Source organism: Bdellovibrio bacteriovorus str. Tiberius, from assembly GCF_000317895.1.
Classification (GTDB): domain Bacteria; phylum Bdellovibrionota; class Bdellovibrionia; order Bdellovibrionales; family Bdellovibrionaceae; genus Bdellovibrio; species Bdellovibrio bacteriovorus_F.
Window position 1 is genome coordinate 3,361,346 of sequence record NC_019567.1, and the last position, 12,873, is coordinate 3,374,218.

Consider the following 12,873-nt stretch of genomic DNA (forward strand, 5'->3'; position numbering starts at 1 on the left):
ACCATTTCAATCGGCTTATTTTACAAGATAGATAAGTAAATTATCAAAAAACGCGCGAATCTTCGTCTCATCCGTGGAACCGTTGTAAACGAAAGAGAAAGTCACAACTCGCCCGTCCTCCAAACCCGCATAACCCGCTAATGAGACCACGCCCGTCAGGAATCCCGTTTTCGCACGCACCCAGCGTTCTGCCGGGGAATTCTTCATGCGTTTTTTCAGCGTGCCATCAACTCCCGCGATCGGCAAGGAAGTCAAAAACTCCGGCTGGACCCGGAAATCGTTGCGTAAATGCTGCAGGACCTTCCACATCGCGAAGGATGACAGCTTGTTCTGGCGCGACAAACCTGAAGGAGACTCCAGATTGTATTGTTCTGCCGGCACACCCAGACTTTGCATGTGCTCATTGATAACAAGCACGCCATCAGCCAGCGTCGCACCTTTTGTTTTTTTCACTGCCCCCAGATTCTTGGTCAGCATTTCGGCAACATAGTTGTTTGAAAACTTGTTCATGTCGGCAACCATCTGCTCAATCGGTTTGCTTTCCGATTCAGCGACCAGTTCGGCCTTCTCTGGTGTGACACCGTTGCGGATCGTTCCGGTCAGTTGAATTCCTCTTTGGGCCAGGAAAGCTTTCAGATTGTAGCCTGCCCAAAGGTCCGGCTGCGTGATGTTCTTAAAGACCACCACTTCCTTCAAACCCTGACCAATACTGCCGCCGACGTGAATCACATCCCCCGGAAACTTTTTGTCTTCATCACGATCCGCCAGCAGATTGTTCGCAGAACCACCCACAGTTTTGGCCTTATTAATCAGACGGATATAATCATTTTCCGGATCAATCGTGACGTCTGCTCCGTTACCAGCGCCGTTTGCACGAACGAAGATATTCACAGAGTTCCAGTTAAAGCTCATCGCTCCGACCGGGGCATCATAGGCACGATCCACGCGCTCTTTCTGCCGACTCATGTCGTAACGAACACTGTCGAACAGAGAATCATCAACGACGATATCCCCTTCAATTTTTTTGATTTTGGTGCGGGTGAAAGCGTTCACCAGATACCACATGTTTTCAGATACAAATGAAGGATCCCCGCCGCCTTTAAGGTACAAAGTCCCCTTTAAAGTTCCGTTTTTCAGGTCGCCGCTGGTCAAAAGCTGAGTCTTAAACTTGGTCCCCGGAGGAAACGACGCCAAAACCGCCGACGCTGTCGCAATTTTCGAAATGGATGCCGGGACCATCATCTTGTTCCCGTTCACATCCAGAAGGGTCTTCAGCTCTTCGCCTTCCCCGATGGTCGCATAAATCCCAACATCCTTGGAACTAACACCATATTTCTTGGCCAGCGCCTCAAACTCTTTGGAAATATCCTTAAACTTATCATCGGCGGAAGCAGACATCGCCACCAAAACGATCAGCAAAACATTCAGAATAATTTTCATCAAAAATTCCCTTCCCAAAAAGACCCAAATCCCGCAGACAAAACGTGTCTGGACGATGGTAATGTTCTTAGTTTTCTTTCGCAAGTCTTGGAGTCACTTGTTAGACTGAAGTTCATGAAAAAACGTGAATGGCTAATTGTGATTCTGCCACTTCTGGCGACGTGGTCCTTGGACCGCATCACCAAGATCTGGGCGACAGGAATCACGCAGTTAAAATCCCATGGTCCTGTGCACTTCGTTCTTCATCATAACCATGGGGCTATGCTGGGACTGTTCTCGGATCTGCCGTCTGTGCTGCGTATCGTGTCCCTTTCCACGGGCGGCGCGTTTTTGCTGGCGACTTATGCTTTGATTCAATACCTGCTTCCGATCAAATCCCTTACTTTGCGTTCCGGTCTTTCCATTCTGATTGGTGGAATCATCGGAAACGTCACCGACCGCATCATCTGGGGTTACGTGGTGGACTTTATCGTGGTCGGCACGCCGTCCTTGTCCAGCCCGGCGTTCAATGTCGCCGATGCCCTGCAATGGGTGGGTTATGGGCTGATCGTCTATGCCATCATCCGTGAAGGCGAACTGCTGTGGCCCGAAAACAACGTGCGCAAACAGTATTGGGTGAACATGCCGTTCCAGCTGAAGTACTGCTTCATTCTGATGGGTGTGGGTTTAAGTCTGACCCTGATCTGCTCGGTGTTTTCCTATACGTACATGCGTGTGACAATTCAGGAACTGGTGGGTAATAACGCCTTTTTGCTGAATAAATTCCTGGTGCCATTTGTGATCACGTTTATGATCATCTCGGTCGCTTTCTGCGCGATTTTGTTTGCGGTAGGTCGTCTGATTTCCCACCGCATTGCCGGACCTCTTTATGCCTTTGAGCGCTTCCTGAACCAGGCCCTGGAAGGAAAGGCGGATGCTCATCTGAAACTTCGTACCGGCGATGAGTTCAAACATCTGGAAGAACTGGCTGACGAAATCAACAAACGTCTGCACCAGATCAAAAAAGAACGTACCGTCAATGTGATCGAATACAAAGAAGAGGGTTAAGCCCCTCTTTTGGTCCTGATTTCCACCAAAATCCACAGGTTTTCCCTCTGAATTCCGATAAACAAAGCATGCGCAGTACATTGATTGCATTCCTATTTTTGGCCATTTTCCCTTTTGCAGAGGCTCTTGCCGACAGCTGCAGCATGTCCAGCATCCGAATGCAGGCCAAACAAATCGCTCAAGGCTATCAAAAATACGACATGTCGATGGAAATCGACTCACTGACAAGTCGCATGCAGCGATGCAAGATTCCAAGTCGCAAACTGGGTGTACCTGACACTTTCTATTCAACCCTGCGCACTCAAACTCTTCGAGCTGAATTCAATCGCATTCAGGTCGACATGGAACAATATGCGAACACCGGCAGAATCAACGAATTCGTGGAAGCCTATACCGCCTATGGCAAAGAGCTGGGGTTTCCTCCGAACATTCTGAAGTCCTTCACTAACGGTCTTAAAGCGAAGGCCGAAAAATCCTATGCCCGTGAAAAACAATCCTGCAAACCCATGGACGTCAGCAAAGAGATGGGCCCGGTACGAAATCAGGACTCCATCGGCTGGTGTTATGCCTTTGCTGCCGCGGATGTGCTGTCCTTCAAACTGAAAAAGAAGATCTCTGCAGCCGATATTGCCGTCAACTACAATGACAGCCTGTTCAACACAGGTGCCAAGTACGTCGGGGTCAAAGCCGGCAGCCTTGAGGGCGGCTTCCCATCCGGCGCATTGGAAGGGGCTATCGAAAAAGGTCTGTGCCTTGAAAAAGATTTCCCCAGCGAAGACAACATCAACGGTGAATACCAGGAGCTGATCACTGAGATCGACAAACTGGGCCGGGATGAAATCACTTCGTGGTCGGCTCCGAACTGTGAAAAGGTTTATCAGACCTCTCGCCGTCTGTTTCCGAATGTGAGCACCAAGGATCTGGAACACATCCTGAAAACTTCTTCGCGCGCGGATTTCATCGATCAAATGGCCAACCGCACGTGCAAACAGCGCATCAAGACCGATTTGAAAGTCTCTTCCCCATGGACCTTCCGTGAAAAGTCCTTGGGTGATGAAATTGATGAGCAATTGACGGCGAAAAATCCAGTAGTACTAAGCTACGATGCTCAGGGCCTTGGCGACCGCCGGGACTATTCCGAGCTGGGCATGCACGCCAGCGTGCTGGTGGGCCGCAGGTTCAATGAAAAGTCCGGACAGTGCGAATATCTTCTAAGAAATTCCTGGGGACGAAGCTGTGGTTTCTATGATCCTTCTTATCAGTGCAAAGAGGGTAATATCTGGATTCCGAAAGCGGACATCGTAAAACGAGGCAAGGGTGCAACATATGTTAAGTAGTCTGATTCTATTCCTGACAACGCCCCTTTTGGCTGCGGATCTGACCTGCCAAAAAGGCAGCTTCCGCATGCCGTACAACGCAGAAACCAAAGTCGTTGAAGCACAGACCTATTGTTTCAATGAAGACCGCACCGAGCTTTACTCCAAGGACTGCCAAAGCCGCAAATGCACGGCTTTCACGGTCGATATCGAGGTGAAGACGGCGGATATTCTGGACCAAAAAAGCAATCCAGGTTTCAATCTGTGCCGCAAACTGGGTGGCAAGCCGGAATTGTTGGAATTTGAAGCGTCCAAAGAATGGTTCGCTCTGGATCGCTGTGTCTTTAAGGACGGATCATTTGTAAGCACCGGCGAACTGGTGCGCCACTATCTGCGACCGCGCAAGTGATTACGACTGCGGGGCTTTCAGGCGGATGATCAAATCCCCCATGGCCTTCGCACTTTCCTCATCGTGGGTGACCATCACCGTGGTCAGTCCACGAGCCCGAATCACCTCAAGACACTGCTGCTGAACCTGATCCCGCAAAACTTTATCCAGACTTGAAAACGGCTCGTCCATCAAAAGCAGTTTCGGATCGGATGCAATGGCACGCGCAATAGCCACCCGCTGCTGCTCCCCGCCTGAAATCTGATGGGGATAACGATGTTCATGCTGCTCGATCCGGAAGTCCTGCAAAAGCTTCTTCAAAAGATCCTGGCGTTCTTCCTTGCTGTCTCGGGTGCAACCGAAAAGAATGTTCTTCGCCACCGTTAAATGCGGGAACAAAGCGTGCTGCTGAAACACCAGACCGATCTTTCTTTCCTGAGGTGGCACAAAACGTCCGGCCTCGCCCGCAATCACCTCACCACCGATGACAATGCTTCCCGCCTGCGGCTTCAGAAAGCCCGCGATCAGTTTTAACAGCGTGGTTTTGCCACTGCCGGAAGGCCCCAGCAGACAGGCGATTTTTCCTTCAGGTACCACGAAAGAAACATCGGTGACGCCCCCGACTTTATAACGATAAGAAGTATTTTTAAGCTCAATGCTCGACATCACGCCACTCCAAACTGCGTTTTTGCACCCAGTGCAAAAGAATCACGGCCACTGTAGACATCGCAATCAAAACCAAAGAATAAGGGGCTGCTTCAATATAGCGATCATCACTGGAAAATTCAAAAGCCGCCACGGCCAGGGTCTTTACATCAAAGGGACGAAGGATCAAGGTCGCCGGAAGTTCTTTGACCGTATCCAAAAACACGACAATGAAAGCCGTACACAACGACAGCATCAACAAAGGTACATGCACCAGAAAAATGGTTTTGGCTTTGCCCTTACCCAAAGATGCCGCAGCCATATCCATTTCTTCCGGAATGCGCAACATCCCGCTGTGCAATGGGCTGTAAGCCGTCGCCATAAAACGAACCGTGTAAGCAATCAGCAGACCCGCGATACTGCCGGTAATAATAAAAGTCGAACCCGTAGATTCACGCAACCAACCAAAGAGCATCATCAGCCCCACGGCCACCACCGCCCCCGGAATCGCGTATCCAAGATTTGCCAGCAACGTCACCAGACGCAGCCACTGGGCGTGAAAACGTTCCGCACACACCATCACAAAAGCCGCCGTCACGGCAAGCACTCCGGTAAAACCACCCAGGCGCACTGACTGCCACAGGTATTCACTCAGGGACTCCATAAAACCCCATGACGTCGAATAACTGACCAGACGAAGCAAAATCCCCACTGGCAGCAAAAAACCTGCAATCACCGGCAGCGCACATGCCATCACAGCCAGCACGTTTTGCCCGCCGTGCAGCCGCACCAGATCTTTTTGCTGGTGTTGGCGCAAAGAACTGTAGCGCATCCCCCGGCGACCCAAAGCTTCAACGCCCATCAGGACAAAAACAAAAATCAAAAGCAATCCCGCCAGACGAGCGGCCACCAAAGGCTCGCTCATGAAAAACCAGCTGCGATAAATGCCAGCACTGACAGTTTGCACACCCAGCACCGTGACCGTACCGATATCCGCGATGGTTTCCATCAAAGAAAGTGCAATCCCCGTGGCGATAAAAGGCCGTGCCGCAGGCAGTGCAATCTTGCGGAAGAAACGTGCTGGGTAAGTCCCCAGAGTCGCAGCGGCTTCCCACCATTCACGGGGTTGAGACAAGAAAGCTGTGCGCGCCAGAAGGTAAACGTAAGGAGTGGTGGAAATTCCCAGCACCCACATCGCCCCACCCAAGCTGCGAAACTGCGGGAACCAGTAATCCCCACGGGACGACCAGCCCATCCAGTCACGCAAGAGGGTCTGCACGGGACCGGCGTATTCAAACAACCAGCCATAAGAATATGCCGAGATATAAGCCGGAACCGCCAGGGGCAGAATCATGCCCCATTCAAGCCAGCGGCGGCCCGTGAAAGAAAACTGCGAGGTCAGCCAGGCGGCTGTAACACCGAAAAATCCGCAAATCGTGGCCACGCCCAGGCACAGCCACAAGGTTTGCAGAATGTATGAATTCAAAAGATTCTCTGAGACATGCAACCAGCTGTCGGCCGTTTCAGGTGTGAACGGCAACCACCACGCGGACAACACCAGCAACAGAGGTGCTATACACAAAGATGCAACTAAGACAGCCAGAAACCTCAGCACCGGCAATTACTTCCAGCCGGCCTTGTCAGCGATGCGAGTCGCATCTTTGCTGTGATTCGCCCACACAGACAAATTAGTGCCTTCATTTTTATACGGTCCCCACGCTGCCAATACAGCGTCCGCTTTGACCGCCGGATTCACCGGGAATTCTTTGTTGGCGGCTGCATAGATGTTCTGTGCGTGATCCGCTGTCAGGAACTCAAGCAGCTTCTGGGCATTTTTAGTGTTCTTGCTGCTTTTAAGCAAACCACCACCACTGATGTTCACGTGCGCGCCAGTCAAATCCCCTTTACCGGCTTTTTGATTCGGGAAGAAGATCCCCACTTTTTGCGCAACCAGTTTGTCTTCCGGAAGTTCAGACACCATCATACGACCGAAATAGTAGCTGTTCGCCACCGCAAGTTTCGCTTCGCCTGCCGCAACGGCTTTCAACTGATCCGAGTCCCCGCCTTGAGGAGGACGTGCCAGATTCGCCACGAAACCATCCGCCCATTTCTGGGCGTCTTTCACACCGTGTACAGACACGATGTTCGCCAGCAGAGACTGGTTGTAGGGGTGAGAAGACGAACGAGTCAGGATCTCACCTTTCCAGCGCGGGCTTGCCAGGTCTTCATATGTGGAAAGCTCTTCTGGTTTTACTTTTTCTTTATTGTAGAAAATCGCACGCACTCGTTTGCTCAGGGCGAACCACTGGTTGTCCTTGTCGCGATAGATCGCCGGAACGTTCTTTTCAAGCACTGTGGATTTCACAGGTGCGAACAGGCCCTTGTCTTTGGCGATAGTCAGATTGGCAACATCCACTGTGATCAGAATATCCGCCGGGCTGGAAGCACCTTCAGATTCAAGACGCGCAATCAGCTTCGGAGCATCGTCAGAAAGGAATTTCACGGCGATGCCGGTTTCTTTGGTGAACTGATCAAAGATAGGTTTGATCAATTCCTCTTTGCGGGCAGAGTAAACAACGATTTCTTCTTTGGTGACCTTATCAGCGGCCACAGCAGGAACGGATTGAAAAACAGTGGCCAATAGCAAGCCGGCATACAACATCATTTTGGAAGACATGATGGATCCTTTCTCTTCGAGGACAGTGTTATTAAAACCCGTGCAACCTATCCCAGGACCCCTGCCCGGGCAAGAAAAGCGCCCTAATTGACGGTAATGAAAAGCTAAAGAAAAACGCCTTGGAATTACCCTTTGCGGCGAAAGTGAAGAGTCCCCGCAACTGCCGCCACCGGAGCGGGTATTTGCTACATTCCGGGGAACCGATCCCCCCGATTTTAAAGACTTTTTTCAGGTCCCGCTGGCTTTTGCCAAGGCCTGTGTTATACCGTTCGCCATGAACGAAACCACGCCTCTTAAAGCCGTCCTTGTCGGTATCCAACTTCAACGCACTTCAGATCAGGAACTTAAGGGTTCTTTGACGGAACTTTCCCGTCTGGTCACCACTCTTGGGTATGAAGTTGTCGGTCAAATGTCCCAGCGTCGCAGCTCTACCAAAACCGCCACCGTGTTGGGTGATGGCAAACTGAAAGAACTGGCCGAGTGGACCGGCGGCACGGGCAAAATCAGTCCGAACTTCACCAAGAAAAAACACAAAGCGGCTTTGCGCTTTAAAAAAGATGAAGAAGAAGACGATCTGTTCGGCGATGACGTCGAAGAAGTTTTCGAGGTCGAAGAGGGTGCCGAGGACATGGACTCCACCGGTGACACGACTCCTCAGGAAAAAGCTCAGGTCGTTGTTATTGACTGTGACCTTTCCCCGTCCCAGTTGCGCAATCTTGAAAGCGCCACTGGCGCACAGGTTCTGGATCGCACGGGCGTGATCATTGAAATCTTCAGCCGTCACGCACGCACTCGCGCGGCCCGCCTGCAGGTTGAAATTGCACGTTTGACGTATGTAGCTCCGCGCATGCGTGAATCCACAGCTGGCGATGACCGTCAGGGTGGTGGCGGTAAAGGGGCTGGTGAAACCAGCATCGAGCTGGATCGCCGTAAGATCCGCGACCGCATCAAAGAACTGAAACAGGAACTGGCTTCCATTTCCCAGGAACTGGACACGCGCCGTTCCCGCCGCGAACAAGAGCTGACTGTGGCACTGGTGGGTTACACCAATGCGGGCAAGTCTTCCTTGATGCGTGCATTGACCGGCAGTGACGTACTGATCGCCGACAAACTGTTTGCAACCCTGGACACCACGGTTCGTGTGCTTTATCCCGAAACACGTCCCAAGATGCTTGTGTCCGACACTGTTGGATTCATCAAAAAACTTCCCCATGATCTGGTGGCGTCTTTCAAATCCACTTTGGATGAAGCGGCAAATGCCTCTTTGCTTTTGTATACGGTGGACTGCTCTGACCCGACCTTCCGCTCACAACTGGAAGTCACCCGCACGGTATTGGCCGAAGTGGGCGCTCAGGACATCCCGAGCATGCTGATCTTCAACAAGCGCGATCGCCTGTCACAGGAAGAAGAAGCGGAACTGGCGAAGGAATTCCCGGAAGCGCACTTCATGTCGGCCAAGAATCCGGACGACATCGCAGCTTTGCACACGAAACTTGTGAAGCACTTTGAAAATGCCATGGTCGAAGAAGACGTTCTGATCCCGTACACCACTCAGGGTGCCATCGGTGATATCCGCGCAAAAATGCGCGTGCTTTCAGAAAACTATGAAGCCAACGGCGTGATGCTGAAAGTTCGCGCTCGCAAAGAAGACCTGGAGCAAATCAAAGAACGCTTCGGTCTGGCCCCAGGCAAAGGCAAAAAGAAAAAGCTAAGCTGGAACATCGACGAAGAATAACCAAACTCAAGCACGCTGAAGAATGAATTTGCACAAGGCGCAAGGAGGAAGGCGTACTCCCTGTACGCCGACGACGAGCAACGCAGCTGCAAATTCATTATCCAGCGTGCGCCTTAGATCCAGATGATTTGGGCGTCGCTGACTCTGTTTAGATAGTATCGTTTTGCTGCCTGATCTTTATGGCAGAACGCCTGCAGATAGTCCCCGTCTGGATTTCTGACGATTCCAATCGGGGTCACACGACGGGTGGAACCACGATCTGATCCACCTTCATAAACCATATCGATATCTTTTTTGGTCTGAATCGCTTCGATGATGGATTTAAACTGTGGCGCACTCAATGACGCCAAAGAGTATTCCTTCCACCACAGATTCTTCCCCTGGCTTTTGATGGCTCCGGCCAAGGTCATTTCCGGCGGCATCTTGGCAAAACACGCCAGGCCCACATGCAAGCAGGCTTTCGCATCGTCATAAGCACGGTGCGCCTGACCACCGTCAATGTTCAGATGTCTGACCAGCGTTTGCAGTTTGTGATTTTCCACGCCGTGAATCCATTTGCGGGAAAGAAGACTTGTGCACAAAGCCGGTTCCGGCAGCAAAGGCAGATGGTTTTTCTCGAAATCAATAGCCATGAACCCCAGATCGAATGGTGCGTGGTGAGCCATTACGATGGCCCCTTTGAAGAACTCATGAATCTCGCGGATCTTTTCGGTGATCAGCGGAGCATCCGCCACCATTTCATTGGTGATACCGTGAATGCCGATAATAAAATCAGTCATCAGCTCGCGGGGCTTGAACAAAAACTGCAAACGGCCGACTTCTTCACCCTTGTACCACTTCACGGCACCAAACTCGACCACGTCATGCCCGACCGGATAAGCTCCGCTGGTTTCAGTATCAAAGGCGACATAAGTGTATTCATTCAGTGGTAAATCAAGATTCATAGCGGGCCAATCTACCTTTCTTGGGGCTGTTGGTCCAGTTCCCCGTGCAAGGCCCGCGCGAAAACTTTGTTTTTCGCGGCAGACTGGGTCACAATTAGGCGAACTATCTATGCGAAGATACATTGCTTTTACCATTATTCTGATTAGTACTTTGGGGGCCACCGCCGCCAAAGCCAGCACGTCTCCAACCTTTGCGTTGTCCGGTGATGTGAGCCTGCTTTCACACTATGTGGAACACGGGCTTTCCCAATCCGACAATTCCCCGGCTTTGCAGGGATCGTTCTGGTTCAACTTCGGATCTCAATTCCGCCTGGGAGTCTGGGGCTCGAACACGAACTATGAACATGGCGATGACCATTTCAACCTGCGCATGAATGCGGAAGTGAAAGTGGATTTCTCACAAAACGCGTCCATGGAAATCGGTTACACCAAAAGTCAGTATTATAACGGTGGCGACCATAACGGGGATCTGCTCAGCCTGCACCTGAATCTGTGGAGGTCGCGCATCATGTACGACACAAATTCCAACTGGGAAGCGACCCATGAAAAGTCAGAGCGTTTTGGTTTTGGCAATATCATGGATGTTTTCGGCGGCTGGAAATGGAACAACGAAATCGGTTACAACACGCCGGACGTTGAAACGATCAATCCGTACTTTGATGCACGAACCGGGCTGGGAACAAAATGGGGTGTGATCTTCTTTGAAGGAGCTCTCACCGCGACCAGTGAAAGCTCCCAATTTGACGGGGCTGGCGACTATTTCTTTATTCTGTCTGCATCGACGGATCTGTAATTCCCGTCTCTTCTTTCAGGTCCTGATCCACTTGCTGTTTCAGGTCCTTCTTTTCGGCCTCTTTACGGTTGCTGATCTGATTCACAAAGCTGTCATACACAGACATATCCACACGGGACGGGCCAAACAGGGTTTCCAGCTTGCGCGGCTTGTGACCGTCGGAAGTGATTTCCTTCTGAGCGATCTTCACCCGGATAAAACCAACCAGCTTGGCTGGATCGATTTCACCGCGTTTTTCCTTCACACTGATGCCACCTGTGACATTCACGGTGTTGTTTTCAAGTGTGGCCATGATCTTGGCACGAACCATATCAAAGCGCTCGGAAGCGACTTTGTTCGCAGACATCACACTGCCATCCGGAACGGCCTGAATGAACAAACCTGAAGTCAGCTTGATATCCGCATCTTTCAAACCGGTGGTGATACCCTTGATCTTGTCCATGACCTTCACAAAGTTTGCATTCGGCGTGGACGTGCCACGTTCAAACAGCATGTAGTCAGGAATATCAAAATCATATCCGTCCGGAGTGACCGTGACATTCTTAGCCACGTCGGTCATCTGATCCGCCAGATAAGCCGCCACCACTTTCGTGGAACCCATGTCCAGCAGGTTTGGAGTTTTATCCGCCGGTTCCATGAAACTTTGGAAGGCCTTCAGCGGCTCATTCAGAATATCCAGGAAAAGTTTTTCCAGAGTGATTTCAGCACCGAAGTTCTGGAAGTTGTATTCAATAACAGAAGGCGTGGAGAAATAATCAGAAACCGCTTTTTTGGTTTCTTCAGATTGCCCCACCAGCCACATAACCAGGAAGAACGCCATCAAGGCCGTCATAAAGTCGGCCAAGGCCACCTTCCAGGAACCCCCGTGGTGACCTCCGCCCGAAACTATGATCTTTTTGATAACGATCGTTTGCTTTTTTTCTGCCATAGTTTATTTCCAGTCCAGTTACGGGGGCTATGCCCCCTTCACATCCTCGGCCAAGCCGATTAAGCTGCTTTCTTAATCTCTTTGGTAGCCTTGTCGACTTCGTCAAAAGATGGACGCTCTTCAGGCATGATAGAGCGACGAGCGTACTCCACACATACAATCGGAGGCGCACCTCTTTGCAAAGCCACCATCGCGGCTTTGATGCAACCAAGGTAACGTCCTTCAGCATCGATATCCGCACCCATTTTCGTCGCAGTTGGTCCAATCAGACCGTAAGCTCCGAAAACCCCCAACATCGTACCCACCAGAGCGGAGGCAACCAGGGCACCGATCTTTTCAACCCCGTCGGTCAAATGGGCCATCGTTTTTACGATACCCAAAACCGCGGCAACGATCCCCAGACCCGGGAAACCGTCGGCCACTGTCTGCACGGCGTGAACCGCCATGTGTTCTTCGTGGTGAATGGCTTTGATGTCGGCATCAAGCAGATCATCCACATCATACGGGGACATTTCAGCGGACAGGGTGATTTTCATCGTGTCGCACAGGAAGTGAACCGCGTGATGGTTGTGCATGAAACTTGGATAGGCTTTAAAGATGTCACTCTTATCAGGTTCCTCGATGTGTTTCTCGATACCTTGAGGACCTTCTTTACGGAAAGCCTGGAACAACTGGAACATCATCTGCAACAACTCGACATAATCCTGCTTTTGCGGACCCTTTGCTGTCATTGCTTTGATAGCCATTTTGAATCCGGCTTTGATAACCTTCATCGGGTTGGCGATAATGTACGCTCCGAGGGCCGCGCCCCCGATGATCATCAGCTCCAGAGGGGCCGCCTTGATGATCACGGACATGTTACCGCCGGCTATAAGGAAGCCGCCGAACACCATCACGAATACAACTAATATACCTACAAAACCCATAAGATATGACCTCTCAGTTTCTCTATCGGACCGA

The 12,873-nt window shown here is 51.1% G+C and carries 12 protein-coding genes; 5 read left to right on the forward strand and 7 right to left on the reverse strand.

Features of this window, described 5'->3' with window-relative positions; genetic code table 11:
* Positions 1 to 15: 15 nt before the first annotated feature.
* Positions 16 to 1,440 (reverse strand): D-alanyl-D-alanine carboxypeptidase/D-alanyl-D-alanine endopeptidase, encoded by a 1,425-nt coding sequence (gene dacB, locus BDT_RS15885; RefSeq protein ID WP_015092259.1) that lies wholly within the window; start codon positions 1,438 to 1,440, stop codon positions 16 to 18.
* 114 nt (positions 1,441 to 1,554) lie between these two features.
* Between dacB and BDT_RS15890 the strand changes: the two genes are divergently transcribed.
* From BDT_RS15890 to BDT_RS15900, 3 genes are all read left to right on the forward strand, one after another.
* Entirely contained in the window at positions 1,555 to 2,487 is a 933-nt protein-coding gene (locus BDT_RS15890) for a signal peptidase II (protein ID WP_015092260.1), read from the forward strand.
* A 143-nt stretch (positions 2,488 to 2,630) separates the two neighbouring features.
* A complete protein-coding gene (locus BDT_RS15895) occupies positions 2,631 to 3,824 on the forward strand; it encodes a C1 family peptidase (protein ID WP_015092261.1) in 1,194 nt (397 codons plus the stop codon).
* A complete protein-coding gene (locus BDT_RS15900) occupies positions 3,814 to 4,212 on the forward strand; it encodes a hypothetical protein (protein ID WP_015092262.1) in 399 nt (132 codons plus the stop codon). The genes BDT_RS15895 and BDT_RS15900 overlap by 11 nt, the downstream gene beginning before the upstream one ends.
* Here BDT_RS15900 and BDT_RS15905 read toward each other — a convergent pair whose 3' ends face one another.
* The 3 genes from BDT_RS15905 to BDT_RS15915 are packed head-to-tail and all read right to left on the reverse strand — an operon-like array spanning position 4,213 to position 7,513.
* Positions 4,213 to 4,857 carry an ABC transporter ATP-binding protein gene (locus BDT_RS15905; protein WP_015092263.1) on the reverse strand — a complete coding sequence of 215 codons (645 nt, stop codon included), beginning with the start codon at positions 4,855 to 4,857 and terminating at the stop codon, positions 4,213 to 4,215.
* Positions 4,844 to 6,418, reverse strand: coding sequence for an ABC transporter permease (locus BDT_RS15910; protein ID WP_158320249.1), 1,575 nt, complete (start codon positions 6,416 to 6,418; stop codon positions 4,844 to 4,846). The genes BDT_RS15905 and BDT_RS15910 overlap by 14 nt, the downstream gene beginning before the upstream one ends.
* 39 nt (positions 6,419 to 6,457) lie before the next feature.
* A complete protein-coding gene (locus BDT_RS15915; RefSeq protein WP_015092265.1) occupies positions 6,458 to 7,513 on the reverse strand; it encodes an extracellular solute-binding protein in 1,056 nt (351 codons plus the stop codon).
* Between the two features lie 274 nt (positions 7,514 to 7,787).
* On the opposite strand from BDT_RS15915, the gene hflX reads away from it, so the two are divergent.
* Positions 7,788 to 9,248, forward strand: a complete 1,461-nt coding sequence (gene hflX / locus BDT_RS15920) for a GTPase HflX (RefSeq protein WP_015092266.1) — start codon at positions 7,788 to 7,790, stop codon at positions 9,246 to 9,248.
* Between the two features lie 113 nt (positions 9,249 to 9,361).
* On the opposite strand, the gene BDT_RS15925 is transcribed toward hflX, so the two are convergent.
* Positions 9,362 to 10,192, reverse strand: coding sequence for an exonuclease domain-containing protein (locus BDT_RS15925; RefSeq protein ID WP_015092267.1), 831 nt, complete (start codon positions 10,190 to 10,192; stop codon positions 9,362 to 9,364).
* A gap of 109 nt (positions 10,193 to 10,301) precedes the next feature.
* Here BDT_RS15925 and BDT_RS15930 point away from each other — a divergent pair, with 109 nt between their 5' ends.
* Positions 10,302 to 10,985 carry a TorF family putative porin gene (locus BDT_RS15930; RefSeq protein WP_051026328.1) on the forward strand — a complete coding sequence of 228 codons (684 nt, stop codon included), beginning with the start codon at positions 10,302 to 10,304 and terminating at the stop codon, positions 10,983 to 10,985.
* Here BDT_RS15930 and BDT_RS15935 read toward each other — a convergent pair.
* Both BDT_RS15935 and motA read right to left on the reverse strand, forming a co-directional pair.
* On the reverse strand, positions 10,957 to 11,913 hold the full coding sequence (locus BDT_RS15935; RefSeq protein WP_015092269.1) for a flagellar motor protein MotB: 957 nt from the start codon (positions 11,911 to 11,913) through the stop codon (positions 10,957 to 10,959). The genes BDT_RS15930 and BDT_RS15935 overlap by 29 nt on opposite strands.
* Positions 11,914 to 11,972: 59 nt before the next feature.
* Positions 11,973 to 12,839 carry a flagellar motor stator protein MotA gene (gene motA, locus BDT_RS15940; protein ID WP_041578389.1) on the reverse strand — a complete coding sequence of 289 codons (867 nt, stop codon included), beginning with the start codon at positions 12,837 to 12,839 and terminating at the stop codon, positions 11,973 to 11,975.
* Between the last annotated feature and the right edge of the window lie 34 nt (positions 12,840 to 12,873).